Annotated in this window: 23 protein-coding genes; 15 read left to right on the top strand and 8 right to left on the bottom strand. The window is 63.5% G+C overall.

Features of this window, described 5'->3' with window-relative positions:
- Positions 1–57 precede the first annotated feature (57 nt).
- The 4 genes from FN060_RS11170 (at position 58) to FN060_RS11155 (ending at position 3294) form a co-directional block, all read left to right on the top strand.
- Positions 58–648 (top strand): thymidine kinase, encoded by a 591-nt coding sequence (locus tag FN060_RS11170; RefSeq protein WP_142588093.1) that lies wholly within the window; start codon positions 58–60, stop codon positions 646–648.
- A gap of 79 nt (positions 649–727) precedes the next feature.
- Positions 728–1180: a pseudoazurin gene (locus tag FN060_RS11165; RefSeq protein WP_142588092.1), complete on the top strand. Its 453-nt coding sequence runs from the start codon at positions 728–730 to the stop codon at positions 1178–1180.
- Positions 1181–1223: 43 nt separating this feature from the next.
- Positions 1224–2159 (top strand): hypothetical protein, encoded by a 936-nt coding sequence (locus FN060_RS11160; RefSeq protein ID WP_142588091.1) that lies wholly within the window; start codon positions 1224–1226, stop codon positions 2157–2159.
- The gene (locus FN060_RS11155; protein ID WP_142588090.1) at positions 2152–3294 is read left to right on the top strand and encodes a DUF2333 family protein; all 1143 of its coding nucleotides are present in this window, start codon (positions 2152–2154) and stop codon (positions 3292–3294) included. The genes FN060_RS11160 and FN060_RS11155 overlap by 8 nt, the downstream gene beginning before the upstream one ends.
- 71 nt (positions 3295–3365) lie before the next feature.
- On the opposite strand, the gene FN060_RS11150 is transcribed toward FN060_RS11155, so the two are convergent.
- Positions 3366–4091 (bottom strand): helix-turn-helix transcriptional regulator, encoded by a 726-nt coding sequence (locus FN060_RS11150; protein WP_425312153.1) that lies wholly within the window; start codon positions 4089–4091, stop codon positions 3366–3368.
- A 341-nt stretch (positions 4092–4432) separates the two neighbouring features.
- Between FN060_RS11150 and FN060_RS11145 the strand changes: the two genes are divergently transcribed.
- On the top strand, positions 4433–6664 hold the full coding sequence (locus FN060_RS11145) for a TonB-dependent hemoglobin/transferrin/lactoferrin family receptor (RefSeq protein WP_142588088.1): 2232 nt from the start codon (positions 4433–4435) through the stop codon (positions 6662–6664).
- 69 nt (positions 6665–6733) lie between these two features.
- Here the strand turns inward: FN060_RS11145 and FN060_RS11140 are convergent, their stop codons facing one another.
- On the bottom strand, positions 6734–8284 hold the full coding sequence (locus FN060_RS11140) for a DUF2235 domain-containing protein (protein ID WP_142588087.1): 1551 nt from the start codon (positions 8282–8284) through the stop codon (positions 6734–6736).
- Between the two features lie 151 nt (positions 8285–8435).
- On the opposite strand from FN060_RS11140, the gene FN060_RS11135 reads away from it, so the two are divergent.
- Positions 8436–10130, top strand: a complete 1695-nt coding sequence (locus tag FN060_RS11135) for a formate--tetrahydrofolate ligase (RefSeq protein ID WP_210310624.1) — start codon at positions 8436–8438, stop codon at positions 10128–10130.
- A gap of 498 nt (positions 10131–10628) precedes the next feature.
- Here the strand turns inward: FN060_RS11135 and FN060_RS11125 are convergent, their stop codons facing one another.
- The gene (locus tag FN060_RS11125; protein ID WP_142588085.1) at positions 10629–11630 is read right to left on the bottom strand and encodes an extensin-like domain-containing protein; all 1002 of its coding nucleotides are present in this window, start codon (positions 11628–11630) and stop codon (positions 10629–10631) included.
- A gap of 260 nt (positions 11631–11890) precedes the next feature.
- On the opposite strand from FN060_RS11125, the gene FN060_RS11120 reads away from it, so the two are divergent.
- The 4 genes from FN060_RS11120 (at position 11891) to queF (ending at position 15835) form a co-directional block, all read left to right on the top strand.
- Positions 11891–14080, top strand: a complete 2190-nt coding sequence (locus FN060_RS11120; RefSeq protein ID WP_142588084.1) for an anthranilate synthase — start codon at positions 11891–11893, stop codon at positions 14078–14080.
- Positions 14081–14150: 70 nt separating this feature from the next.
- On the top strand, positions 14151–14300 hold the full coding sequence (locus FN060_RS11115) for a hypothetical protein (RefSeq protein WP_183949623.1): 150 nt from the start codon (positions 14151–14153) through the stop codon (positions 14298–14300).
- A gap of 156 nt (positions 14301–14456) precedes the next feature.
- Positions 14457–15374, top strand: coding sequence for a cation diffusion facilitator family transporter (locus tag FN060_RS11110; protein ID WP_483314344.1), 918 nt, complete (start codon positions 14457–14459; stop codon positions 15372–15374).
- Entirely contained in the window at positions 15371–15835 is a 465-nt protein-coding gene (queF, locus tag FN060_RS11105) for a preQ(1) synthase (protein ID WP_142588082.1), read from the top strand. Before FN060_RS11110 ends, queF begins: the two co-directional genes overlap by 4 nt.
- 63 nt (positions 15836–15898) lie before the next feature.
- Here the strand turns inward: queF and FN060_RS11100 are convergent, their stop codons facing one another.
- Positions 15899–16486, bottom strand: a complete 588-nt coding sequence (locus tag FN060_RS11100) for a HupE/UreJ family protein (RefSeq protein WP_142588081.1) — start codon at positions 16484–16486, stop codon at positions 15899–15901.
- 215 nt (positions 16487–16701) lie between these two features.
- On the opposite strand from FN060_RS11100, the gene FN060_RS11095 reads away from it, so the two are divergent.
- The 4 genes from FN060_RS11095 to FN060_RS11080 all read left to right on the top strand — a co-directional run bounded on the left by FN060_RS11095 (position 16702) and on the right by FN060_RS11080 (position 21476).
- Positions 16702–17289, top strand: a complete 588-nt coding sequence (locus tag FN060_RS11095) for an ATP-dependent Clp protease proteolytic subunit (RefSeq protein ID WP_052642076.1) — start codon at positions 16702–16704, stop codon at positions 17287–17289.
- Between the two features lie 178 nt (positions 17290–17467).
- Complete coding sequence (locus tag FN060_RS11090) at positions 17468–18646, top strand: benzoate/H(+) symporter BenE family transporter (protein WP_142588080.1); 1179 nt, start codon at positions 17468–17470, stop codon at positions 18644–18646.
- Between the two features lie 332 nt (positions 18647–18978).
- A complete protein-coding gene (gene leuA, locus FN060_RS11085) occupies positions 18979–20697 on the top strand; it encodes a 2-isopropylmalate synthase (RefSeq protein ID WP_142588078.1) in 1719 nt (572 codons plus the stop codon).
- Positions 20694–21476 (top strand): alpha/beta fold hydrolase, encoded by a 783-nt coding sequence (locus tag FN060_RS11080; protein ID WP_210310642.1) that lies wholly within the window; start codon positions 20694–20696, stop codon positions 21474–21476. The genes leuA and FN060_RS11080 overlap by 4 nt, the downstream gene beginning before the upstream one ends.
- Positions 21477–21483: 7 nt before the next feature.
- Here FN060_RS11080 and FN060_RS11075 read toward each other — a convergent pair whose 3' ends face one another.
- From FN060_RS11075 to FN060_RS11065, 3 genes are all read right to left on the bottom strand, one after another.
- Positions 21484–22290 (bottom strand): anti-sigma factor, encoded by an 807-nt coding sequence (locus tag FN060_RS11075; protein ID WP_142588076.1) that lies wholly within the window; start codon positions 22288–22290, stop codon positions 21484–21486.
- The gene (locus tag FN060_RS11070) at positions 22287–22739 is read right to left on the bottom strand and encodes a sigma factor-like helix-turn-helix DNA-binding protein (RefSeq protein WP_172973576.1); all 453 of its coding nucleotides are present in this window, start codon (positions 22737–22739) and stop codon (positions 22287–22289) included. The genes FN060_RS11075 and FN060_RS11070 overlap by 4 nt, the downstream gene beginning before the upstream one ends.
- A gap of 84 nt (positions 22740–22823) precedes the next feature.
- Positions 22824–23777, bottom strand: coding sequence for a metallophosphoesterase family protein (locus tag FN060_RS11065; protein WP_142588472.1), 954 nt, complete (start codon positions 23775–23777; stop codon positions 22824–22826).
- A 64-nt stretch (positions 23778–23841) separates the two neighbouring features.
- Between FN060_RS11065 and FN060_RS11060 the strand changes: the two genes are divergently transcribed.
- A complete protein-coding gene (locus FN060_RS11060; RefSeq protein WP_142588074.1) occupies positions 23842–24330 on the top strand; it encodes an NUDIX domain-containing protein in 489 nt (162 codons plus the stop codon).
- A 1-nt stretch (position 24331) separates the two neighbouring features.
- On the opposite strand, the gene FN060_RS11055 is transcribed toward FN060_RS11060, so the two are convergent.
- Entirely contained in the window at positions 24332–25315 is a 984-nt protein-coding gene (locus FN060_RS11055) for a glutathione S-transferase family protein (RefSeq protein ID WP_142588073.1), read from the bottom strand.
- Positions 25316–25415: the final 100 nt, after the last annotated feature.

Below are 25415 nucleotides of genomic sequence, written 5' to 3'. Positions count from 1 at the left end.
TGGTTTCAGCTTTCTGTGGACTTTTCCCGCACGCCGATGCGGAGGAGAAGAGCAGGCATGGCAAAACTCTATTTTCACTATGCGTCGATGAACGCCGGCAAGTCCACGCTGCTCCTGCAGGCTTCCTATAACTATCAGGAGCGGGGGATGCGTACGCTGATCCTCACCGCCGCACTCGACAGCCGAGCCGGCGTCGGGCGCGTCGCCTCGCGCATCGGGCTTGGTGCCGATGCCATCTCCTTCGAGGCGGCCGACGACCTGTTCGCACTGGTCGAGCGCATGCACGGCGAGGAGACCGTCGCCTGTGTGTTCATCGACGAGGCGCAGTTCCTGGCGCCGGAGCAGGTGTGGCAGTTGGCGCGGGTCTCGGACCGGCTCGGCATTCCGGTCATGGCCTATGGGCTGCGAACGGACTTCCAGGGCAAGCTCTTCCCCGGATCGCAGGAACTGCTGGCGATCGCCGACGAATTGCGGGAGGTCCGCACGATCTGTTTCTGCGGCAGCAAGGCGACGATGGTGGCGCGGCTGGACGAGGAAGGTCAGGTCGTTCGCGAGGGGGCCCAAGTCGACGTAGGCGGCAACGAGAAATACGTCTCCTTCTGCCGGCGGCACTGGGAAGAGAAAATCCGCTACGGTGAAGATACTTGATCTTCGTCAAAGAGGGAGGGGGCGGATCACCCTATTAAGGTCCTCGACGCCTCCCAAGGCTCACTTCAGGAGATTGAAAATGTTCAAGACTGCAAAGACCGCCTTCGTCCTCGCCACCAGCCTCGCCATCTTCTCGTTCCCGGCGCTCGGTGCGGAGATCGAAGTGAAGATGCTCAACAAGGGCAGCGACGGTCAGGCAATGGTATTCGAGCCTGCCGCCATCAAGGCAGCGCCCGGAGACACGATCAAGTTCGTTCCTACCGACAAGGGGCATGATGCCGCCGCGATGAAGGGGATGATCCCGGACGGCGCCGAAGAGTTCAAGGGCAAGATGAACCAGGAGTTCTCCGTCACGCTCGACAAGGAAGGCGCCTATGTCGTGAAGTGCACGCCGCACCTCGGCATGGGCATGGTTGCGGTGGTTGTCGTCGGTGACGGCGCTCCGGCCAACCTCGACGCCGTGAAGACCGGCAAGCTGCCTAAGAAGGCCCGCGAGCGCGTCGACGCCGCTATTGCGGAACTCGGCCTCTGACAAGAGCCTGCCGCTTTACATCGGGCCACCATGGTATAAGTCCATGGTGGCCTTTTTTTATGGATTTGCGGTGGACGGAATGGGAAGGGCGGATCGCAGCCGAAGCGAGCTGGAGGCACTCCAGTCAGAGCTGGCTGAACTGGAGGGGGTGATCGCGCAGGCGGCTCAGGCCGTCTCAACGATCGCGCGCGCCAGAGCGATTCCGGCATTGGACGACCCGCTGCCTGGTTCTGCGGGAGCGCTGGCAGACGGATGGTCTTCGACCGGCCCTCGCATCGCTGCGAAGCTCAGCGCACTCTCTACCCGCATAGACGCCGCCATGGCGCCGCTGGAAGACGAGCCGCAGCGTACACTCAAGGAGCGTGTGTGGATCGCGCTCGTTTCCCTGTTTTCTCTCCGCTGGACCAGACCTGCGAAAGTGCCGGCGGACGAATTGAGCACGGTACTTGCCGATCTCGATGTCCTGCAGTCGCTGCTCATCACCTACCGGGAGCGGCTCGTTGCGGTGAGGCATTCGGTGGAGGCGGATCTGATCGACCTCAGCGGACACCGGGGCATGCTGGCGGACAGGCTGGCGGAGCATGGGGCGGCGCAGGGTGAGCCTATCACCGGGACGGCGGTCGAGGTGGAAACCCGCTTGCAGTCCATCCAGGACCTGACCATCGAACTCAACCGCCAGGTCAATGACGCCAATATCCTGCTCAACAAGCTGGCGATCGAAGCGGAACGCGCGATCCTCCTGAAGGACGTGCTTTCGCCGGACAATCCGGAACTGCTGGTCCGGCAGGAATGGCCGGTCTTGCCACACCTGGCGCCGCTGATGGGCCTTCGCGAGAAGGACATGCTTTCCAGCGTCGAGATCGACCGACGAAAGCAGAAGATCGATGCTCGTTTTAGCGAGCGATTTGCGATGAACAGGAGCCGGGCGGAGCGAGCCGGGCACGGCAGGCCCCTGGAGCCGGAGGTACACCATGCTTGACCCGATCGTGCGTTTTTTCCAGCGTGCCTTTGCGGCGCTCGGCCGTGGTATCGGCCTGCTGGTCGCCTGGCTGGTCTGGCCCTTCATGGCCGCTCACGGCTGGTATTCCGGTCGCAGCTGGATCATCAAGGGCCCGCTTCTGGCGCTGCTGGTCCTGTTCGTCGGGCTCTATGGCTATTTCTTCTGGCAGACCCAGGTGTGGAGCAGGTTCGATCCGGATTTCGTCGAGGAATACCGGCTGTCCGAACGTACAGTGCCGGCCGGGCAGGAGATCCCCGCTCCGACGCCGGCGGCGACGGATGCACCGTCGGCCGGCGGGGCGCAGTGCCAGTCGTCCGCCATTGTGGACGTCGTCGCCGATCTGACCGACCTCAACGTCAACCAGAATGCATGGATTTCCTCCATGCTGCTCTACCGGCTGGGCCTGTTCGGGATCGACTGGGACCATACGCCATTTCTCGACAATAAGGCGTCATTCCAGCGCGGCGTCAACCAGGCGGTGCGGCGGACCTCGGTCGAGCTCGTCGACACGTTGGCGCGTGTGCGCGGCACCTCCGGCATCAACAACGACCTGCAGGACGCCCGCAACAACCTGCAGTTCGACGAGTATTCCTGGTATTTCGGTCTCAGCCCGTTCGGACCGAAGACGCCGACACCGAGCTACTATCGGGCAGCGATCGACAGTTTCCGGAAGTTCAACACCGACCTTGCCGCCTGCCGCTCCACCTTCGACAGCCGCGCCGACAATCTGGTGCAGTTTGTCGACCGGATCGCCAATGATCTCGGCAGCACGTCGGCGATCCTGCGCGAGCGCTCGGAGAACTACAACGGCGGCTGGTTCGACACGCGCGCGGACGATCGGTACTGGTTCGCCTATGGCCAGCTCTACGGCTACTATGCTGTCCTGTCCGCAGCGGGCGCCGACTTCTCGCAGGTGATCCGCGAGCGCAATCTCGGGCCGCTATGGGCCGAGACGCTTTCGCAGTTCCGCTCGGCGCTGCGCATCCAGCCGGCAATCATCTCCAACGGCCGCGAGGACGGCTGGATCATGCCAACGCATCTGGCGACCATGGGCTTCTATATCCTGCGGGTGCGCTCCAACCTGGTGGAAGTGCGATCGGTGCTCGACCGCTAAGACGCTTTGTCTTTTCGCACTTCCCTACGCAAAACCGCTTCACACTTTTGCTGGAAATGCTCTCGGGCAGGTCAGGGGATCAGGCCGAGGCGGATCGCCTTGGCGACGAGCTGCGTGCGGTTGACGCAGTCGAGCTTCTTGATGGCGTTCGTCAGGTGCGCGTTGATCGTATGATCGGAGAGCGAGAGGATGCGACCGATCTCCACCGAGGTCTTTCCCTGTGCCGTCCAGCGCACGACTTCCAGTTCGCGCAGGGAAAGAGGGCGGGGGATGGCGATCTCCTCGGTGCGCCGGATCCTGTCGAACACCTCGAAGGCATGCAGGGAGATCACGGCGAATTCGTTGATCTCGGACTGGCGCAGGGATGGCCGCTTGCCGTCAAAGCGGAGCAGGAAGCGGGCGCCGTCGAAGCTATGGAGGGGCATGACGACTGTCGTGAACAGGCTGAAGCGGCGCATCAGCCGGGTGATCGGCGCCGGCACGATTCCATCCCGCTCGAGACCTTCCAATGTCCAGGCCTGGGGCAGCATGGTGTCGAACAGCGTCGGCATGACCGGACAGGCGACGAGGAAGCGATTGCGATCGAACTGGCGCACGAAGTCTTCCGGCAGGGTCGTCTGGATGATCAGCCGTGACATGTATTCGTCGTCGTCACCCGGCTTCGCCATCAGGGTGACATGCGCGAAACCGAAGGCTTCAGCCGCATCCTCCATGGCGGTCAGGACTTCGGAGCGCGTAGCGGCCGCGGCAATCGCGCTGCTGAGCGCTACCTGTCTCTCGACTGCTGCTGAGGGCACTGCCATGGTCCGTGAGGTAGGTTCCAATACCGCTGACATATCAGGGCGCCCCTTCCACCCGTTTACGATAGTTCGTCAGATTTTAGCTACTTAGCGGGTCTGTATGCATCTGGCAATCTGACTTTGGTTCAGGGGATACACCCGACATCCCGCCAGCGACCTAACATCAAACATGACAAACTCCATCCACTTTTATCTTGACTACATAAATCATGTTTTTTAGATGGCGAAGTCACGGCAGGGCCTGCCGCCCGCCATTGTGATCGTCAAACCGGACCGCTTCCACCAGCGGCGTGCCTTTGCGCGCCGATGATGGTGCGTGCCCGCTACAGGGGAACAAGATGAATATCCGCGCCACCCGATGCTTCCTTCTTACCTGCACCGCCATCGCGGCATTGTCGCCGCTGTCCGCTGCGGCGCAGGGCCTCCCGGCAGATGCGACGGCGCTCCAGACGATCGTACTGAAGGGCAAGCGGGTGAAGGCCGGCGATATCGTCAACACCCCGCTGGCCTCGCAGACGACCGAGGAGGAGATCGACAAGAAGCAGGTCCAGAGCATTGAGGATCTCGGGCGGAGCCTGGAGCCGGGCGTGAACTACAGCCGGGGAGCCACGAACTCCCTCAATATTCGCGGGCTTGAAGGCAACCGCGTCGCCACCGTCATCGACGGCGTGCCGCTGACCTATCTTCAGGACACGGCCCGCAGCACCGCCGGCGGGGCCGAGAGCTTCGACTTCTTTGCACTGACATCCGTCGATGTCGTGCGCGGAGCCGATTCCAGCCGAATCGGCGATGGCGGACTTGGCGGAGCCCTTGTGCTGCGAACGCTCGAGCCGGATGACCTGATCGGCGAAGGCCGCGACTGGGGCGGCAAGGTCGGGACCGGTTACGACAGCATGGACAACAGCTGGTACGGCGGTGCCGCGGTGGCCAAGCGGGTGGAAAACACCTCGGCTTTGTTCCTCGGCTCCTACAAGACGGGCCATGAGCGGGACAACAAGGGGGATGTCGGCGGCTATGGCGCAACGCGCACCGAGCCCAATCCGGCGGACTACGACCAGCACAACCTCCTGTTCAAGCTGCGGCAGGACACCGAGTTGGGCCATGTCTTCGGCCTGACGGCAGAACGGTTCCGGTTCGACAAGGATACCGATCTCCGCCGCGACCAGACGCTGACGGGCAATTATCGGCCGGGCAACCATTCCAACGGGCAGCTCAACGAACGCGACCGCGTTTCGCTGGATTACTTCTATGAGGCTCCGACTTCCGATGGCCTTGTCGATGCGGCGGAGGCCACGCTCTACTGGCAGCGGCAACTGCGCCAGGACAGCCAGGATTCCATCCGCTGGACGAGTGTGCCGGGTATCTACAAGCGCTGGAACGACATCGAGGAGAGCGGTTTCGGCTTTAACGGCTTCTTCGACAGCGGCTTCGAGACGGGCGGCGTCAGCCATGTGCTGACCTTCGGTACCGGCATCTTTATCTCGCAGGCGGAGCAGTATTCGGCAGGCGTCGATTCCTGCCCGGCATCACCACCCTATACCGGCGTCTACGGGGCCTGCGGCAACCTGCATACCAACCAGGCGGACATGCCCGATGTCGCCAGCAAGCGAATGAGCTTCTACGTGCAGCACCGCATGAGCTTCGGCGACAGCGGTTTCACGCTCACCCCCGCTCTCCGTTACGACTGGTTCGATCATGACCCGCAGGCGACCGCGGCCTATCTCGGCAACGCGATGAAGCCGGACACTCCCCTCGGCTCCAGCGGCGACGCATGGTCTCCGAAGCTCCTGGCGGAGTATGAACTGTCCGACACGTTCACGCTCTTCGGACAGTGGGCCATGGGCTTCCGTTCCCCGACCGCAAGCGAGCTCTACATGACATTCGGTGCGCCGGGCACCTATCTGCGGACGGGTAATCCTGATCTCGAGCCGGAAACCAGCAGCGGCTTCGATGTCGGCGCGCGCTTCGGGGACGGCGATTTCGGCGGCAGCCTGACGTTCTTCTATACCCGCTACAAGAACTTCATCGAGAACCGCAACCTGACGGCGGCGGAGCAGATTGCCCGCGGGATCGACCCGGGCGCCGGCTACATGTTTGTCCAGACGCCGGTCAACGTCTCGCGCGCCGAGATCTACGGCATCGAGCTTGCCGCTCACAAGCGTTTCGACAACGGCTTCAACATGCGCGCCGGCCTTGCCTATGCGCGGGGCACGAACCTCGAGACCGATCAGTTGCTGGCGTCCGTGCCGCCCTTGAAGGGGATCATCGGCGTCGGCTACGAGACCGATGCATGGGGTATCGACCTGTTATGGACCGGCGTCGAGGGCGTGGACGACCAATCCGCCGCCAGCTTCAAGGCGCCGGGCTACGGGATCTTCGATCTCACCGGATGGTGGGAGCCGGAACAGGTGAAGGGCCTTCGCATCCAGGCGGGCGTCTACAACCTCTTCGACCGGACCTATTACGATGCCTTGAACACGAAGGATTACACGACGATCACGGCGGCCAACGAGGAGTATTATTCGGAGCTGGGGCGGACGTTCAGGATTTCGCTGACGCAGCGGTTCTGAGGGAAGTGGCAGCAATGTGGAAAGGGGCGATGCGCCACTACGCATCGCCTCTTCTGTTGTCCCCGCCGGTCAGGCTTCCCGGATCGACAGCTGGACGCTGCCACGATTGTTCTCGTAAGCATGCCAGGCGTCGTTGGCGAAGCAGTAGAGATAGCCGGAGCCGCCCGGGGTAAAGGTGACGCCGGTGCCGATCTTGAAGACTTCGTGGGGGAGGCGGTCTATCCTCTGGTCCTCGTCCGTCCTTGGCGGCGGCACGTCATTGGCAACGAGACCGACGAGGCAGAACCACGGCATGTTTTCCTCGCGCCGGGTCCACCAGAAGTCGATCTGCTTGTTGCCGGTGACCTTCTTCCAGACGGTCTCGACCCCGCCCCAGACGGAGGAGGCGATGTGGGCGATTTCGGCGGCCTGCAGCTTGCCGTCGTTGGCCCCACCTGGACCGCACTTGATGGACGCGCCATCCATCCATTCGCCGGTCGCTTCGAAGACATAGGTCCTGCCGCTCTCCAGGTAGATGCCGGTATGGTTCCAGTGTTCACGGGCGAAGATGTCGATCGAGGCCGGCAGCGACTTGCGGGGCCGGTAGCGCCCCTGAGTGAGGGGCGGGTTGCGATGCCTGTCGGCCGCGGATGCGTGAACATCGTGTGCCGGATCGTCCGAAACGAGCGGCGTTGCGCGTGGTCGCGTCTTCAACGCCTTGAAGAGGCCCTGCACCGAGTCGTGCAGCAGCCCGCGCGGATCCGGCTTCAGCTGATTGATAGCGCCGGAGCTGAAGCACAGGCCCTCGGCCTCCCCCTCCTGCATCATCCAGTAGAGAGCGCCATCGGAGAGCCCCACCTGGCTGTAGCCGCCGCCGACGTCGCCGTGGGCGCCGGGAAACCAGACCTGCTTCAAGGTTCCATTCCAGCCCGCTGGTCTCTCCCAGAGCGTCGGCAGGAAGCTCTGCCGGAATTCGTCCAGGGCTACCGCGTGACGCGCATGGCGGACGGCAGGCCCGAGCGTGGTGTTGTGGAACCGGTGGTTTTCGGGATCGTCGAGGAGGTTGAGGAGCGCCATGTCATCCGGGATGCCGAGTGAGCCGACCGTGTCCCAGACGCCGATGAAATGGATGGGGGTGCGGCCGCCCGGTTGCTCGCCAGGCGCTGCGTGATGGAAGTTCTGCCGGGCGGTCGCCTTGATGCGCTGAGGCTTCTCGTCGCGATAGGCGTCGAAGATCTTCTGGACCTGGTCCCAGGCCTCCTTCGGCTTCCCCGTGAAATGCGTGAGGTCGAGCAGCCCGCACATGGAGATCATGCCGCCGAGGCTGCGAACCGTATAGGCGCCGCGGCTGAAGCCGAAGAGCCAGATCTTGTCGCCCTCCCTGTAGTTTCTGGCCAGCCAGTGGTAGGCGCTCATGATGTTGAGGCCGAGCCCCTTGCCGGTGCCGCCGCCGAGCGCGCGGTTGATCCACGTACCATCCGTGCCGACACCCGGATGGTAGTAGAACTTCTGCTCCTGCCCGTCTGCATCCACATGCGCCAGCGCATTGTAAAGCTTCACAACATTGGTGGGGCTGGGCAGCCCGTCTTCCATCGCATCGGGTGTATTCCAGGTGCCGTCGCAGCAAACGATGATGTTCATCGATCTCCCCTCCAGGGCCGCAGGACAAGACTAACTGCATCCGCAGGTAACAATCAAGTGCAAATACACCAAAAGGTAGAATCTCCAAATCGCATACGACTGCGAGGGGAGCTTGCCATGCTGCAGGCTCTGTGGCCAATTCGGCGGCGAGATGCGACGGGGAACGATAGTGGCAATGCAGTCTGACATCGAAATCGCGCGGGTGGCGCGGAAGAAGCCGATCCTGGAAGTGGGGGCGGTACTCGCAATCCCGCCGGAGGAGCTGGCGCCCTACGGGCACGACAAGGCCAAGGTGGGAGCGGGCTTCATCCGCTCGCTGGGCGAGCGGCCGGATGGTAGTCTGATCCTCGTCACGGCCATCAATCCCACACCGGCCGGGGAGGGCAAGACGACCACCACGGTCGGGCTCGTCGATGGGCTGAACCGCATCGGCCGCAGGGCGGTAGTGTGCATCCGCGAGCCTTCGCTCGGCCCGTCCTTCGGCATGAAGGGTGGTGCCGCCGGCGGCGGCCATGCACAGGTGATCCCGATGGAGGAGATCAACCTCCACTTCACCGGCGACTTCCACGCTATCACCTCGGCGCACAACCTGCTCGCGGCGATGATCGACAACCATGTCTACTGGGGCAACGCGCTCGACATCGACGTGCGGCGGATCACCTGGCGGCGGGCGATGGACATGAACGACCGGTCGCTGCGCCAGATGGTGGGCGCCCTGGGCGGCGTGGCGAACGGCTTTCCTCGCGAATGCGGCTTCGACATCACCGTCGCTTCAGAGGTGATGGCAATCCTCTGCCTGGCGGAGGATTTCGCCGACCTGGAGCGGCGGCTAGGATCGATCATCGTCGCCTACCGCCGCGACAAGACGCCGGTCTTCGCGCGCGACCTGAAGGCGGACGGGGCGATGGCGGTGCTGCTCAAGGACGCCATGCAGCCGAACCTCGTGCAGACGCTGGAGAACAACCCCGCCTTCGTGCATGGCGGGCCCTTCGCCAACATCGCCCATGGCTGCAATTCGGTGATCGCCACCAAGACGGCGCTGAAGCTTGCCGACTATGTGGTGACGGAAGCGGGTTTCGGCGCCGATCTCGGCGCGGAGAAGTTCTTCGACATCAAGTGCCGCAAGGCGGGCCTGACGCCTTCGGCCGCCGTGATCGTCGCGACGGTCCGGGCGCTGAAGATGAACGGCGGGGTGAAGAAGGAGGATCTGGGGAGCGAGGATGTGGCGGCGTTGACGCGGGGCTGCGCCAATCTCGGACGACACATCGCCAATGTCCGCCGCTTCGGGGTGCCGGTGGTGGTGGCGATCAACCACTTCACCTCCGACACGGAAGCGGAGATTGCCGCAGTGAAGGACTACGCCTCCCGCCACGGCGTCGATGCCATCCTCTGCCGGCACTGGGCCGAGGGCGGCGAAGGCATCGAGGAACTGGCGCAGCGCGTGGCGGAAATGGCCGATGGCGGGCAGGCGGACTTCCGGCCTCTCTATCCGGACGACATGCCGCTGATGGAAAAGATCGAGACAGTCGCCTCGAAGATCTACCACGCCGGCGAGGTGACGGCCGACAAGGGGGTACGCGACCAGCTGAAGGCATGGGAAGAGCAGGGCTACGGCGGCTTGCCGGTCTGTATGGCCAAGACGCAGTACTCCTTCTCCACCGATCCCAACCTGCGCGGTGCGCCGGAGGGCCATGTGGTGCATGTCCGCGAGGTACGGCTCGCCGCCGGCGCCGGCTTCGTCGTCGCCATCACCGGCGAGATCATGACCATGCCGGGCCTGCCGAGTTCACCCTCGGCGGAACGGATTTTCCTGAATCAGGAGGGGCACATAGAGGGGTTGTTTTGAGGCGATCTTCTACCCGGTCCCACTGTTCCCTGTCGGCCCGAGTTTGGGCTGGGACAGGGGCGCGGTCCAGAGCGTCGCCTCAATCGCACCCCTCCTGCGAGGGTCGCTGCAGCATATTCCTGACCCGCACACACGGGAGCATTGGTGACGCCTGCGGGAACAATCCCTGCGACCGGCAACTCCATTGATGTGCCATGCTGCGACGTGTTCCACATGAGGGACGGAAAGATCGTCTCCTTCCATTGCTACAACGCTGCGTCCATTCTCCAGCGCCAGTTGGATCTTGCCGACAGCCGAAACGCTTCTTGATGACACAGCAGATCCCGTTGCGTTGATGCGGCCGGCTGCCTTCGTTCAAGAAAGCCGGTCGCCCTTTTTCCAGCCGCGCCTTTGGTTACTGGAAATCACCACGCGGTCCTTGCGGAATTGCATTGCGGGATAGACCACTTCGTGGATCGTGCGTAGCGTTAAGAGATCTGAGCCTCGAATGGGAGTGCCTTACCTACAATACCTGTACCCGCTCTCTCGCTCCAGCACGTCAAGATGCAGGTGGTCCTGATGGGCGGCGTCGCTGCCGGGGGAGAGGACGGTCGAGAAATGCAGGCAGGCGCCGGCTGAGGCGGTGCGCTGGAAGGCGCCTTCCATCGTGCCGTCCTCGGCGCGCGGCTTCATGGTGATCTCCGTGCCGTCGTCCAGCCGGAAGGCGGCGATGTCGATGGCGTTGCCGCGGGCGTGCTCTGAAATCTTGCCCTCCGAGGCCCCATTGCGCAGCCGGCAGGCATAGGTGGAGCCCGTGGTGAGGCCGGTGATCTTCCGGTCGGGCAGGGCGATATTCAGCGCCGGATTGACCGTATCCTTCAGCCAGTGGCCGAGGGCGCGTGCGGTTTCGCAGCGCATCTGCGCGCCGCCGGTATCGACGCCGGGCAGCACCTCTGCCACCTCGAGCGGCTGATCTATGCCGCAGCCTTCGCCGTCGTCGATGCGGGTGGCCGTTTCATACTTCGTCCCCAAGGCCGCGAGATCGGCGAGGCAGGCCTTCAGGTCCTCGGGGTCTTCCCTGGCGATCGGCGGTGGAGGAGGGGGCGGCGGCTCCTTTGGCTCCCTTGCCGGCTCTTGGGGCTCCTCTCCCTTCTGTTCCGTCTCTTTCTCTGGCCTTTCCGTGGCTGGTTCGGCCTCGGCCTCCTTCCGGTCGGCGGTCGCGGGCGGGCTCTTTCCGCCTGGGCCTTCTTCGGGTGGCGACCCAGCGGATTGGGTGTCTGAGGGTTCTTCCGGAGCTGGGGACGGTGCGGCAGGCGCTTGCGTCTCCGGCTTCGGTTCAGGCGTCGGAACGGCCGCGGCACCCGGCGGAGGTGACGCGGCCGGAGTTCCCGCTTCCGGCGACTTCTCCTGTCTGTCCTCCTCGGCTGCGGGCTTCGACGCCGGTACCGGACCGGTGCGCGGCAGGGCGGCGGCGGCCAGAAGGGGAAGCGCCAGGAGGAGGACGAGGGCGGGACGCAGCATGGGGCAGGCTCCGTGGATTGGCCATAGCCAACGCTCGAAACCGGATTTGGTCTCACCCGCTAGAAATCCGCTTGCGGAGAAACGAGACCCGCTGTATTTCTTCGCGCATGATCAATTCGATGAACATCGGTAACTGGTGGTGGGCACGCTGACGCGGCCTTGACTAGTCATGTCCATCGACAAGACCCCAAAGCCGCCCGAGAACCGAGGCGGCTTTTTTGTTGTCCGCGGTTTCGGGTGAGGGAAACGGAGAGCAGGAAATGGTGACGATCATTCGGGACGACGGTTCGGAGACCTACGAGACCAAGGGCGGTATCGCCGTCAGCCGGATGCGCCGGCCGACGCCCTATGCGGATGCGGTCTCCGGCTATGTGGACAAGCTCGACGAGCGGCGGGGCGCCGTCTTCTCCTCCAACTACGAATATCCGGGCCGTTATACCCGCTGGGATACGGCAATCGTCGATCCGCCGCTTGGCATTTCCTCGCACGGCCGCAAGGTCTGGATCGAGGCCTATAACGAACGCGGCGAGGTGCTGCTCTCGTTCGTGGCGGAGAGGCTCTCAACGGTGGCAGACCTGACACTCGGTGCGCGGACCGCCCGCCGGCTGGACCTGACGGTCAACGAGCCGTCCCGCGCCTTCACGGAAGAAGAACGTTCCAAGATGCCGACGGTGTTCACCGTGCTGCGCGCGGTGATCGACCTGTTCTACTCCGACGCGGATTCGGCGATCGGTCTGTTCGGCGCCTTCGGCTACGATCTCGCCTTCCAGTTCGACGCGATCAAGCTTTCGATGCAGCGCCCCGAAGACCAGCGCGACATGGTGCTGTTCCTGCCGGACGAGATCCTCGTGGTCGACCACCATGCGGCCAAGGCCTGGATCGACCGTTATGACTTTGCCAAGGACGGCGTGACCACTGCCGGCAAGTCAGGCGAGATTGCGCCGGAGCCGTTCCAGCGCACCACCGTGACGCCGCCGAAGGGTGACCACAAGCCCGGCGAATATGCGGAGCTGGTGCTGAAGGCGAAGGAGAGCTTCCGCCGCGGCGACCTGTTCGAAGTGGTGCCCGGACAGAAGTTCATGGAGCGCTGCGACTCGAAGCCTTCGGAGATCTCCAACCGGCTGAAGGCGATCAATCCGTCGCCCTATTCCTTCTTCATCAACCTCGGGCACCAGGAATATCTGGTGGGCGCCTCGCCGGAAATGTTCGTGAGGGTATCGGGCCGGCGGATCGAGACCTGCCCGATCTCTGGGACGATCCGACGTGGCGAGGATGCGATCGCCGATAGCGAGCAGATCCTCAAGCTGCTCAATTCCAAGAAGGATGAGTCGGAGCTGACGATGTGCTCCGACGTCGACCGCAACGACAAGTCGCGCGTCTGCGAGCCGGGCTCGGTGAAGGTCATCGGGCGGCGGCAGATCGAGATGTATTCGCGGCTGATCCACACCGTCGACCATATCGAGGGGCGGCTCCGCGAGGACATGGACGCCTTCGACGGTTTCCTCAGCCACGCCTGGGCCGTGACCGTGACCGGCGCGCCAAAGCTTTGGGCAATGCGCTTCATCGAGAACCACGAGAAGAGCCCACGCGCCTGGTATGGCGGGGCGATCGGCATGGTCGGCTTCAACGGCGACATGAATACGGGCCTGACGCTCCGGACCATCCGCATCAAGGATGGGATCGCCGAGGTGCGCGCCGGCGCGACGCTTCTCAACGACAGCGACCCGCATGAGGAAGAGGCAGAAACCGAACTGAAGGCATCGGCGATGATTTCCGCAATCCGTGACGCACGTGCAGGCAATTCGGGCAAGGTGGCGCGCGACGTCGCGCGGGTCGGGCAGGGAGTGAAGATCCTGCTCGTCGACCACGAGGACTCGTTCGTCCACACGCTCGCCAATTATTTCCGCCAGACCGGCGCGGAGGTCTCGACCGTCCGCACCCCTGTGCCGGAGGAGATTTTCGACCGAGTCGACCCGGATCTCGTCGTCCTGTCGCCGGGGCCGGGCAATCCGAAGGATTTCGACTGCAAGACGACGATCAGGACCGCACGGGCGAAAAACCTGCCGATCTTCGGCGTGTGCCTGGGCCTGCAGGCGCTGGCGGAAGCCTATGGCGGGGAACTGCGGCAACTCGCCGTGCCAATGCATGGCAAGCCGTCGCGCATCCGCGTGCTGGAGCCTGGAATCGTCTTCTCGGGACTCTCCAACGAGGTGACGGTTGGTCGCTACCATTCGATTTTCGCGGACCCGAAGACCTTGCCGACCGATTTCACCATCACGGCGGAAAGCGAGGACGGCACGATCATGGGGATCGAGCACGTGAAGGAGCCGATCGCCGCGGTACAATTCCATCCGGAATCGATCATGACGCTCGGCCAGGATGCCGGCATGCGCATGATTGAAAATGTCGTGGCGCATCTGTCGAGAAAGCGGAAGGTGCAGGCGGCCTAAAGCGGGGAGCGCAACTTTCGCCGTCACTTCCGGGTTAAGAGGTCGATCGACCTCAAACCGGGAAAGACAGATGAGCAGAAATGTATTGATCGGACTAGTCGCCGTCCTCGTGATCGTGGTGATGGCGCTGACGATCATGCCGGAATCCGGCGACAACACCACGCCGCCGCCGGCAGTCGGAGACCAGCAGCAGAACCCGGCGGCACCGGCGCAAAATTAGCGTAGGACGCCAACCAGCGCGTCTTACGCTTTGACAAACAAGCTGTCGTACGCCATACGCCCATCATTCGAAACCGCCCGGGTCCCGCCCGGGCGGTTTCGCCGTTCAGGGGCGGGGCTCCTGCAAGTGGTTTGCATGCGCAGAGGGGTTTTGGGCGTGACAGCGAGAACCGATCCGATCGTCGAGAGGCTGGCATTCTGGGGCATTCCGCTGGCCTTCGGTGTGATGGGGCTGAAGCTCGTCGCCTGGTGGGTGACGGGGTCGGTGGCGCTGCTTTCCGACGGGCTGGAATCCATCGTCAACGTGGTCGCCGCCTTCATCGCCTACTTCCTGATCCGCTACGCGGCGCGCCCGGCCGACGACGACCATCAGTTCGGTCACCACAAGGCCGAGTACATGTCAGCGGTGCTGGAGGGCGCGTTGATCATCGTCGCGGCACTGCTGATCGTCCAAGAGGCATGGGGCGAGCTCTTCGCGCCGAAGCTTCTCGAAGCGCCGGTTCTGGGGCTCGGAATCAATGCTGCCGCCGGCGTGATCAACCTTGTGTGGGCGCGTGTTCTGATCCGGGTGGGACGGCGGCATATGTCGCCCGCTCTTGCTGCGGACGGCCACCACATCATGTCGGACGTCGTCACCTCGGCGGGCGTCTTCATCGGACTGGTGCTCGCCGTTTCGACCGGTTACGCGATCCTCGACCCGCTGCTTGCCTTGGCCGTTGCGGTCAACATCCTCTACCAGGGCTACAAGGTCATCAGCCACTCGCTCGGTGGTCTGATGGACCGGGCCGTGACGCCCGAGGAAGAAGCTGCCATCCGCGCGGCGATCAAGGCCAATTCCGCGGGTTCGCTCGGCGTGCACGATCTGAGAACCAGGCGGGCGGGTGCGGCCGCCTTCATCGATTTCCATCTTGTCGTTCCAGCCGACATGCCGGTGGCGGAGGCGCACGAGATCTGCGATCGCCTTGAAGACGCCATCAAGGAGGTCATACCGGGCGCCAGTCTCGCCATCCATGTGGAACCCGAAGGGGAGCGTGCGCATGGCATCAAGGTCAAGGTAGAAGGAACGCCCAATTGAGCATGACTGACACTTCGAGCCTCTCCCAGCTCGGCCGGCAGGTGGATGCGCCTGCAAGCCCGGAGGAGGCGGTGCTGGAAAAGGTGCCGAACGGCAATCAGGGGATGGATTACGTCGTGCGCTTCACGACACCGGAATTCACCTCGCTCTGCCCGATGACAGGTCAGCCGGACTTCGCCCATATCGTCATCGACTACATTCCCGATGCGCATCTCGTGGAATCGAAGTCGCTGAAGCTCTTCCTGCACTCGTTCCGCAATCACGGCGCCTTCCATGAGGACTGCTCGATCTACATTGCCAAGCGGCTGGTGGAGCTTCTGGAGCCGAAGTGGCTGCGGATCGGCGCCTACTGGTATCCGCGCGGCGGCATTCCGATCGACGTCTTCTGGCAGACGGGCGAGGCGCCGAAGGGCGTGTGGCTGCCGGAGCAGGGCGTGGCGACCTATCGCGGTCGCGGCTGATCTGCGGCGGTTGAACTGAAGATAGGAAGGGCACCTCGTCGGGTGCCCTTTTTGATGTGAGGTTCAGCCGAAGGCGAGGGTAAGACCGGCAAGGGCGGTCAGACCGCCGGCGAGGCGCGTTGCCCAGGGGGCGAGGCGGCCGATACCGAGGCCAAGTCCGATACCGGCGGCATGCAGCAAGGCCGTGGCAGCCATGAACCCAATGCCGAATTGCAGGGCGCCGGCCGTGCCGAGTTCGCCGCCATGCGTATGGCCATGAAAGAGGGCGAAGACGGCGACGACGGCGGCCGAGGCTGCGACCGGCAGGCGAGCCGCCATCGCGACGAGGAGGCCGAGCGCCACCACCGAAGCGAGGATGGCAGGCTCGACGAAGGGAAGACCGATGCCGGCCACCGCAGCCAAGAAGCCGAGTGCCATGGTGCCGACGAAGGCTGCCGGGACGATCCAGAGCGGGCGGCGATTCCCGGAGTTCACAGCAATCTGGCTGGCCCAGAGCCCGACAGCCACCATCGCAAGAATATGGTCGGCGCCGAAGAGCGGGTGCGAAACGCCAGCCATGAAAGAGCCGTGTTCTGTGGGGTCGAGATGCGCAAAAGCCGGTGCGGCGAAAGTAACGGACATAGTTGCGGCGATGAAAAGGCGTTTCAACATTTCTCTGACCCCTCTGGAAGACGCCTCGGACGCTGTCGGGCGCGAGGCAGCAATATCGGCGGACACGATAAGACAGGCCGAGGGCGCGTGTCCATGCCGGTACAGACCCGGTGAGGCGCTGCACCTACGTCATTCACCTTAGTCGGTTTCGCGCATTGTTTTACCGGCACGAAGGCATTATGTCCGTGAAGACAAATCCCATACTGGAGATGCTGATGAACGACGAAAACGACGACGACAAGGTCAAGGAATTGCCGCTCGGCAAGGAAACGGAAGCGAACCTCTTCAAGTCGCGTTCGATCTTCATTTATGGTCCGATCACCCAGGAACTGGCGCAGAAGGTCAACACGCAGCTCGTGGCGCTTGCTGCTGCCAGCGACGAAGACATCCGCATCTACGTCAATTCCCCCGGAGGCCACGTGGAATCGGGTGACTCGATCCACGACATGATCAAGTTCATTAAGCCGAAGGTCTGGATGATCGGCACGGGCTGGGTCGCCTCCGCCGGCGCGCTGATTTACGTGGCTGCTCCGAAGGAGCGTCGCATTGCGCTTCCGAACACGCGCTTCCTCCTGCACCAACCGTCCGGCGGCACGCGCGGCATGGCCTCCGACATCGAGATCCAGGCGCGCGAGATCATCAAGATGAACGAGCGGCTGATCAAGATCTTCGCCAAGGCCACCGGCCAGAGCGAAGAGAAGATCGCCAAGGACATCGACCGCGACTACTGGCTTTCGGCGGAAGAGGGCGTGGCCTACGGGCTCGCTTCCCGCGTCGTCGTGAACCAGTCCGAGATCGGCTGAACCACTACCGAAAGATAGAGATTGAACCCCGTCGGCCCCTGCCGGCGGGGTTCTTGTTTGGCAAAGACCCTCCCGCGGAACGGGCAGGGCGAACCGCTCGATGCCTGCGGCGACTTGCCAATAGCGCGTTTCTCTGGTCTCGGTAGCGACTTTCAAAGCTGCCATTGCCGAGTCTTCCGTGCTCAAAGATCTTTCTCCACAGAGCTTCTTCATGGGCTGCCTGACAGCCTTTGTCGGTTTCGCCAGTTCGTTCGCCGTCGTTCTTCAGGGGCTGAAGGGCGTCGGGGCGAGCGATTATCAAGCGGCCTCGGGGCTGATGGCGCTGTCGGTGTCCATGGGTGTCTGCGCTATCGTGCTCAGCGCCTGGACGCGGCTGCCGGTCTCGATCGCCTGGTCGACGCCGGGTGCGGCACTGCTCGCGACAGCCGGTGCGGTAGACGGCGGTTTCCCGGCCGCAGTCGGAGCCTTTCTCGTCTGTGGCGTGCTCATCGTTATCGCCGGCCTATTTCGGCCGCTGGGCCGGGCCGTTGCTGCCATCCCGGCGCCGCTCGCCAATGCCATGCTCTCCGGCGTCATCCTCGGCCTCTGTTTCGCGCCCTTCAAGGCGATCGCCTTCGATCCGCTGCTCGGCCTGCCGATCCTCGTCGCCTGGGCCGTGGTGCTCATGGTGAAGCGACTCTATGCCGTGCCTGCGGCGCTTGCAGCCTTCGTCGGCGTCATGGTGCTCGGTGTCGATCTGCCCGAAGGTGCGATGGCTGAGTGGTCGCTGGCGCCGCCGGTGGAATTCGTAGCGCCTCTCTTCACACTGCCGGCGCTGATTTCGATCGCGCTGCCGCTCTTCATCGTCACCATGGCGTCGCAGAACATTCCGGGTATCGCTGTGCTGAAGGTCAACCACTACGAGCCAAACCCGGGTCCGCTGTTCGCGACGACCGGGGTCTTCTCACTGCTGTCGGCACCGTTCGGGGGACATGCAGTCAATCTCGCCGCCATCACGGCTGCCATGTGCGCAGGCGAGGATGCGCATCCCGACCCTGCCAGGCGTTACTGGGCGGCGATCATTGGCGGCATCGGCTATGTTGTCCTCGGCCTGCTGGCCGGGGCAGTGACAGCCTTCGTTTCGCTCGCGCCGCCGATCCTCATCCAGGCAGTGGCGGGATTGGCATTGATCGGCGCGTTCTCGGGGTCGGCCGTGGGCGCCTTCAGGGAACCGGAGACGCGCGAGGCGGCGGCGGTTACCTTCCTGATCACAGCATCCGGCGTCTCGTTTGCTGGAATTTCCGGCGCCTTCTGGGGACTGGTCGCGGGCGGGCTGATGATGGGGTTGCAGCGGGTGATGGAACGGCGTGCCGGGTGAGGGCGTACCGGAATGACGTCCTCCGCCTTGTCAGGGCTGCTCTCTCGGCGTATAGATTCGCCCATGACCATGACAGGCGCGATCATGTCCGACCGTTTTGCCGCCCGCTGCACCGCAGCCGGGGCGACGGTTCTCGCGCCTCTCTCGCTTCTTAGCCTCGACCTTACGCGCGGTTGCCGGGTCCGTTGAGGAGCGCCCGGCGGCCGAAAAGCCAATGCCGGCGCAAGAGCTCCTCTTTCAATCATTCAAGACGGACCAAATGAAGACCCGCGAGGGTCCGCACCTGTAGTGGCACATGGCCGGCGGTGCGTGAGCGAGAAGAGACGACGACAATGGATGCAAAAACCCCTATTTCAGCCAAGGGCATGCCGGACGCGGCAGTGAAGTACCGGCCTTATCCGCAGATCAATATTCCTGACCGTACCTGGCCGTCGAAGATAATCGACAAGGCGCCGATCTGGTGCTCTGTCGACCTGCGCGACGGCAACCAGTCGCTGGTCAACCCGATGGGCCACGACCGCAAGGCGCGCATGTTCAAGCTGCTGCTCGACATGGGCTTCAAGGAAATCGAGATCGGCTTTCCTTCGGCCTCGCAGACGGATTTCGACTTTGCGCGCTGGTGCGTGGAAGAGGGCGGGGTGCCGCAGGACGTATCGCTGCAGGTCCTGGTCCAGTGCCGGCCGGAGCTGATCACCCGCACCTTCGAGGCACTTGAAGGTGCGCACAGGCCGATCATTCATTTCTACAACTCGACCTCGGAGCTGCAGCGGCGCGTCGTGTTCGGCAAGGACGTGGCCGGGATCAAGCAGATCGCGGTGGATGCGGCGAAGATGATCACCGACATGGCGGCCAAGGCCGGCGGCGGCTATCGCTTCGAATATTCGCCGGAAAGCTTCACCGGCACCGAACTGGAAGTGGCGCTGGAAATCTGCAACGCGGTCATCGCCGAGGTGAAGCCGACGGCCGACAACAAGCTGATCCTCAACCTGCCGTCCACGGTCGAGATGGCGACGCCGAACATCTATGCCGACCAGATCGAGTGGATGTGCCGCAACATCGACAACCGCGAGAACATCATCGTATCGCTGCATCCGCACAATGACCGGGGCACCGGCATCGCGGCCACCGAACTGGGGCTGATGGCTGGCGCGGACCGCGTGGAGGGCACCCTGTTCGGCAATGGCGAGCGGACCGGCAATGTCGACATCGTGACACTGGCGCTCAACATGTACACGCAGGGCGTCGATCCGGAACTGGACTGCACCGACATTGAGCGGATCAAGGCCGTCTACGAGTATTCCAACGAGATGACGATTCCGGAGCGCCACCCCTATGTGGGCGAGCTGGTCTACACGGCCTTCTCCGGCTCGCACCAGGACGCCATCAACAAGGGCATGAAGGCAATCCGCAAGGCAAACTCGCCGGTCTGGGAAGTGCCGTACCTGCCGATCGACCCGCAGGATGTCGGCCGCTCCTACGAGGCGATCATCCGCATCAACTCGCAGTCGGGCAAGGGCGGCATCGCCTATATCCTGCAGCAGGACTACGGGCTGAACCTGCCGCGCAACCTGCAGGTGGAGTTCCGCGAGGATATCCAGCGCATTACCGACGAAGAGGGCGTGGAGCTTCCTGCCAAGCGCATCTATGACCGGTTCATCGAGCGCTACGTGGAGCAGCCCGGCGCGCGGCTGAAATTTGTGGATCATCACACCTATCCTGCCGGCACCGATCACAAGGGTGTGCGGATCGTGGCGGCGGAGATCACCGATGGCGGCGAGACGAAGCGGATCGAGGGGACGGGTACGGGGCCGATCGACGGTTTCATCAACGCGCTTTCCTCCTACCTGGGGATCGAGCTCACCGTGAACGACTACTCCGAGCACTCGCTGCAGCACGGCTCGAACGCGTCGGCGATCGCATATGTCGAGGTCGAGCATCCGGGCGGGAAGCTGTTCGGGGCAGGCATCAACAAGAACATCGTGGCCGCGTCGCTCGAGGCGATCGTGTCTGCGGCCAATCGCGTGCTGGAAGAGCGGGCGGCAAAGCGCTGAGCGGTGTACTGCATTGCGAGACCTGGGGCAGGACAGATGCCGAGGCGCTTCCGCTGGTCCTGCTCCACGGCTTCGGCGGCAGCGCCGCCATCTGGCACGCGCTGGCACCGAAATTGGCGACAGAACGCCAGGTCCTCGCCTTCGACCTGCCCGGACATGGCGGCTCGCTGAGTGTGCGGGCCGGTGGTGCAGGCTCCATGGCGAAGGCCGTAGGTCAGGCCCTGCAGGAGCGGGACATTCCGCGATTTCATCTGGTAGGACATTCCATGGGTGGGGCGGTGGCCGCACTGCTCACCCTGCGGCAGCCAGAGAGCGTGGCAAGCCTGACGCTTTTGGCGCCGGGCGGGTTTGCACCGGCTATCAATGGAGCTCTGTTGCGCCGCTATGCTTCGGCAGATGACCATGAGACCATGGCCGCTGTTCTGCAGGCGATGTGCGGACCGGATCATTCGGTGGATCGTGGCGGCGTTGCCGCCTTGCTGGAAGCCCGGGCGCCTGCCGAAGCACGTGCTGCGCTCGCTGCCATCCTGGATGTCATCCTGGTCGATGCCGCGGGACGGACGCAGGGTGTCTTGCCGGTTGACGCGCTGGGAGCGCTTGCCCTGCCGATAACCGTTCTTTGGGGCGATGCCGACCCCATCCTCCCGGTCGCGCAGGCCGATGGCCTGCCCGCGAATGTTCAGGTCCGGAAGCTTTCCGAAACAGGTCACATGCTGGTCGAAGAGCGCCCGCGGGACGTTTTGAGCGCTATCTGCGAGACGATCGCTCGGGCCGGCTGACGCACGGTCAGATCAGCCCGGCAGCCTTGGCGGCAATCTCGTCGAGGGACGCCGCGGAGGAGGGGCCGACCACGACATAGGTCGCGGTCGCACTTCTCCACGAGACCAGCGCGATGTTGTCGCGGATCAGTTCGGAGAATCCGTCTTCATCGGGTCGATTCTTGCGGAAGAGCAGACTGATGACCTCTCCGTCGTCCGATGTATAGACCAACTGGCCGACGGGCATTCCGCCTGCCACCAGCATGCGGGCGCCTTCGAAGGCCAGCCCGTTGTCCGACAGGTCTGGGATGCGGAAGTTCACGCCGGTATTGCCCAGCAGCCATTCGATGATAGCCGCCGGCTCGGACGCAGGCAGTTCCGCAAGTCGGCCGTCCATCCGCGAGAACGTCCGATAGTGGGCGACGACGTCGTCCAGCCATGCGTCTCCGGCATCGGCGATCAGGGGCGAGACGGCTGAAGCAGGCTTCAACGCGAGCATGTAACCGAGGCCGCCGCCGAGCACGAAGGTCAGGAGACAGGCGGCCGCCACGCGCGGAAGCGTCAGCTTCGCCTGCCGACGCGGCGAGGGGAGCCGGACCGCTTTCCGGCCCTGCGGGCTCGTCCTGATCCGGCGAACAAGGTCGAGGGGCACCGGCTCCTTGAGAAGGTCCTCGAAGATTTCACGGCCACGGAGGTTTCCGAGCTTCAGAGCCTCCTGCGCTTGGTGAAGGTGGGCCTTCTGTTCGGCGAGGTCGAGATCCGTGTCCGCGCGTTCACCATCGAGCTGTCGACTGGCGGCCAGCCTGAATGCGTGGGTGTCTCTGGAGTGCTTCACGCTCGTCTCTCCGTCACGTCCGAGGGGAGGGTGGAGAAATAGAGGCGAGCCTCGCAGAGCTGCGACGCGACTGCATCGCTCGAAATGTCGAGGACATCGGCAGCCTCGGCATATGACAGGCCCTCCACTTCGACGAGCAGGAAGCTTGCGGCAAGGTTTTTCGGAGCAGCCAGGACAAGCGACTGACACTTCGAGGGCGCCGACGCTCCGCGTTTGGGTGACGTGCCGGCATGGGCGTTGGCGAGCGTTCGAATGGCGGCGAAGAGGTGGAGGTCCAGCCTCGGCGCATCGCCCGGCAGCCCATCTGCCAGCACGGCCGAACAGGCGCCGAGTACCAGATCCTCGGCCTCGGAAACGTCCGAGGCCAAGGTCAGCGCGAACCGCCGGAGGCGCGGAAGCAGGGAGACCAGGTCGCGTCTCGGATCAATGGATGCAGCGGGTTGCGCCATGCTAGGAGGGAAGCCTTGGTTCATGTTCGAGGCGGGTTAGCCCGAATTTATGAATCGAATGTGGCGATTCGACAACTTCGTGCCTCAAATCATCCTTGCCGCTTCGGGCACGGCCATCGGCCGCACCGCTTCGCCATAGAAGCGGTGACTGTGGTCAAGGGCCACCGCGTCGCCCGGTTCCGTCAGTCCGTAACGGTCGCAAACGAGGTTCCAGGCTCCAGGCTCGCCGCTCAGGGTGAAGAGGTTGTATGCCGCACGGGGCTTGTGACCGCCCGGTCCCTGCGAGGCGGAGGCAATGCCGACCACCGGCACCTGGCCATTCTGGCTCTTCAGCCAGTAGACCGTGTTCAGATGGGTATGGCCATGCAGGACGAGTTCGGCGCCGCCGGTGGAGATGGCGGCAGCAAAACGGCGGATGCCGATCATCCGCTTGTGCGAGGAGGCAGCGCCATGGATCGGCGGGTGATGGATGAGCACGACCCGAAACAGGCCTTCATCGCCGGCCTTCTTCAGCAGGTTGACGGTCTCGCGCGCCTGGCGGGGGCTGAAATATCCGGACGCCGAGAAGGGCGGCGTGGCGACGGATGTCGAGCAGCCGACGATGGCAACGGGACCGCGACGACGGATGGTCGGAAAGACCTTCGTCTCGTCATCCCAGTCGCGCGTTCCCTCGTCGCCGATGATGAAGGGGTACCAGGCCTTCACCGACCGGTCGTGGGCGCCACGCACGTAGGCGTCATGGTTCCCCGGCACGACGGTGGTATCGGCCGGATCGCCGATCGTCTCGAGCCATTCGGCAGCCAGCCTGGTTTCGATGCCGGTCGCGAGGTTGACAAGATCGCCGGTAATGACGAGGTGATCGGGTTCGCGGGTGCGCAGATCGCTCAGCAGCAGGTCGAGCGTATTGACGAAGAGGTGCTTGCGCCGGTTCCGGTGCCAGTTCACAAAGCCGGTGATCCGCTTCGAGAACAACTCACGGAGCGTGAGTTTTGGCAGCGGCCCCAGATGGATGTCGGAGATATGGGCAAACTTGAACATGTCGCAGACATAACGCATGAGCGGGCAATTCGTTATCCCTTTTCTCCAGACACGAGGACGTGAGATGTCAGGGCCGGGCATTCCAGAGGTGAGCGGGCTGCGAAGCCGCCTGGTGGTCTGGCTGTTCCACCACTTCTTCTTCCTCAGGCGAGGCATGACGCTCGGCGTCCGCGCCGCCTGCTTCGACCGGGAGGGGCGCATCTTCATGGTGCGACATACCTATGTGCCGGGATGGTATCTTCCGGGCGGCGGGGTTGAGCGGCACGAAACGGCACTCGACGCGCTGGAAAAGGAACTGCGCGAGGAAGGCAACCTGGTGATGACGGGGCCGCCGGAACTCTTCCACGTCTACTACAACCGCGGGGCCAGCAAGCGCGACCACGTGCTCTTCTATCGGGTCGAGGTGGAGCAGACGGAACCCAGGAAGCCCGACCGGGAAATTGCCGAAAGCGGCTTCTTTGACCTCGCAAGCCTGCCCGAGGATGTCACCTCCGCCACCCTCAGACGAATCCGCGAAGTGACGGGGCAGGAGCCGCCATCGGATATGTGGTAGGTCAGGCGCCGATGCCGCCCCGCTCGTGGGGCACATCCAGATCCAAGGCTGGACCGAGCGGAACTACGCCCGTCGGATTGATGGTCTTGTGGCTGCGGTAGTAGTGGCCCTTGATATGATCGAAGTGGACGGTCTCGGCCACGCCCGGCACCTGATAGAGATCGCGAAGATAGCCGTTAAGGTTGGCGTAGTCGGCGATCCGGCGGATATTGCACTTGAAGTGACCGACATAGACCGCGTCGAAGCGGACGAGCGTCGTGAAGAGACGCCAGTCGGCCTCCGTGATCCTGTCGCCGAAGAGATAGCGGCTGCTGGCGAGGCGCTTCTCCAGCATGTCGAGTGTCTCGAACAGCGGGACCACGTTCTCCTCATAGGCTTCCTGCGTCGTCGCAAAGCCCGCCTTGTAGACGCCGTTGTTGACGGTATCGTAGACGAGCGCGTTGATCTCGTCGATTTCCTGGCGCAGGTCCGGCGGGTAATAATCGTCGGTCGAGCCGGTCAGATCGTCGAAGGCGGTGTTGAACATGCGGATGATTTCGGCGCTCTCGTTCGAGACAATCGTCTGCTGTTGCCTGTCCCAGAGAACCGGGACGGTGACCCGGCCCGAATAATCCGGGTCCGCCTTGAGGTAGACTTCGTAGAGGAAATCGGACGCGAACAGCGCATCGCCGGTCGAGCCGCTGCCACGCTTAAATTCCCAGCCGTTCTCCAGCATGACGTAGTCGACGACCGAGACCGATATCAGATCTTCGAGCTGCTTCAGCGTGCGGAAGATCAGCGTCCGGTGCGCCCACGGACAGGCATAGGAGACGTAAAGGTGATAGCGTCCGGACTCGGCCTTGAACCCGTCGGTGCCGCTCGGCCCGGCAGAGCCGTCCGCGGTGATCCAGTTGCGGAACCGGGACTCTGAACGCTTGAAGCGTCCCTTCGTCGCCTTCGTGTCATACCAGACGTCCTGCCATTCACCGTCGACCAACCTGCCCATCATGATCTCCTCTTGCTGCAGGCATAATTGCGTCACGGGACCGAAATTGCGAGGGCAGGTCCGATGAACGGTGCGTTTTGACCTTGGCGGCGAAAATATT

Origin of the sequence: Pseudorhizobium halotolerans, from assembly GCF_902153235.2 — a bacterium.
In the GTDB taxonomy this organism is placed as follows: Bacteria; Pseudomonadota; Alphaproteobacteria; order Rhizobiales; family Rhizobiaceae; genus Neorhizobium; species Neorhizobium flavum.
Note: the sequence above shows the minus strand (reverse complement) of the source record. Positions and strands in the feature narration are given on the sequence as shown.

What these genes read in the sequence shown, in the direction of transcription:
- FN060_RS11170 (WP_142588093.1), top strand. Translation starts at nt 58, where the DNA reads ATGGCAAAACTCTATTTTCACTATGCGTCGATGAACGCCGGCAAGTCC.
- FN060_RS11165 (WP_142588092.1), top strand. Translation starts at nt 728, where the DNA reads ATGTTCAAGACTGCAAAGACCGCCTTCGTCCTCGCCACCAGCCTCGCC.
- FN060_RS11160 (WP_142588091.1), top strand. Translation starts at nt 1,224, where the DNA reads ATGGTGGCCTTTTTTTATGGATTTGCGGTGGACGGAATGGGAAGGGCG.
- FN060_RS11155 (WP_142588090.1), top strand. Translation starts at nt 2,152, where the DNA reads ATGCTTGACCCGATCGTGCGTTTTTTCCAGCGTGCCTTTGCGGCGCTC.
- FN060_RS11145 (WP_142588088.1), top strand. Translation starts at nt 4,433, where the DNA reads ATGAATATCCGCGCCACCCGATGCTTCCTTCTTACCTGCACCGCCATC.
- FN060_RS11140 (WP_142588087.1), bottom strand. Translation starts at nt 8,284, where the DNA reads ATGAACATCATCGTTTGCTGCGACGGCACCTGGAATACACCCGATGCG.
- FN060_RS11135 (WP_210310624.1), top strand. Translation starts at nt 8,436, where the DNA reads ATGCGACGGGGAACGATAGTGGCAATGCAGTCTGACATCGAAATCGCG.
- FN060_RS11125 (WP_142588085.1), bottom strand. Translation starts at nt 11,630, where the DNA reads ATGCTGCGTCCCGCCCTCGTCCTCCTCCTGGCGCTTCCCCTTCTGGCC.
- FN060_RS11120 (WP_142588084.1), top strand. Translation starts at nt 11,891, where the DNA reads ATGGTGACGATCATTCGGGACGACGGTTCGGAGACCTACGAGACCAAG.
- FN060_RS11115 (WP_183949623.1), top strand. Translation starts at nt 14,151, where the DNA reads ATGAGCAGAAATGTATTGATCGGACTAGTCGCCGTCCTCGTGATCGTG.
- FN060_RS11100 (WP_142588081.1), bottom strand. Translation starts at nt 16,486, where the DNA reads ATGTTGAAACGCCTTTTCATCGCCGCAACTATGTCCGTTACTTTCGCC.
- FN060_RS11095 (WP_052642076.1), top strand. Translation starts at nt 16,702, where the DNA reads ATGAACGACGAAAACGACGACGACAAGGTCAAGGAATTGCCGCTCGGC.
- leuA (WP_142588078.1), top strand. Translation starts at nt 18,979, where the DNA reads ATGGATGCAAAAACCCCTATTTCAGCCAAGGGCATGCCGGACGCGGCA.
- FN060_RS11070 (WP_172973576.1), bottom strand. Translation starts at nt 22,739, where the DNA reads ATGGCGCAACCCGCTGCATCCATTGATCCGAGACGCGACCTGGTCTCC.
- FN060_RS11065 (WP_142588472.1), bottom strand. Translation starts at nt 23,777, where the DNA reads ATGTTCAAGTTTGCCCATATCTCCGACATCCATCTGGGGCCGCTGCCA.
- FN060_RS11060 (WP_142588074.1), top strand. Translation starts at nt 23,842, where the DNA reads ATGTCAGGGCCGGGCATTCCAGAGGTGAGCGGGCTGCGAAGCCGCCTG.
- FN060_RS11055 (WP_142588073.1), bottom strand. Translation starts at nt 25,315, where the DNA reads ATGGGCAGGTTGGTCGACGGTGAATGGCAGGACGTCTGGTATGACACG.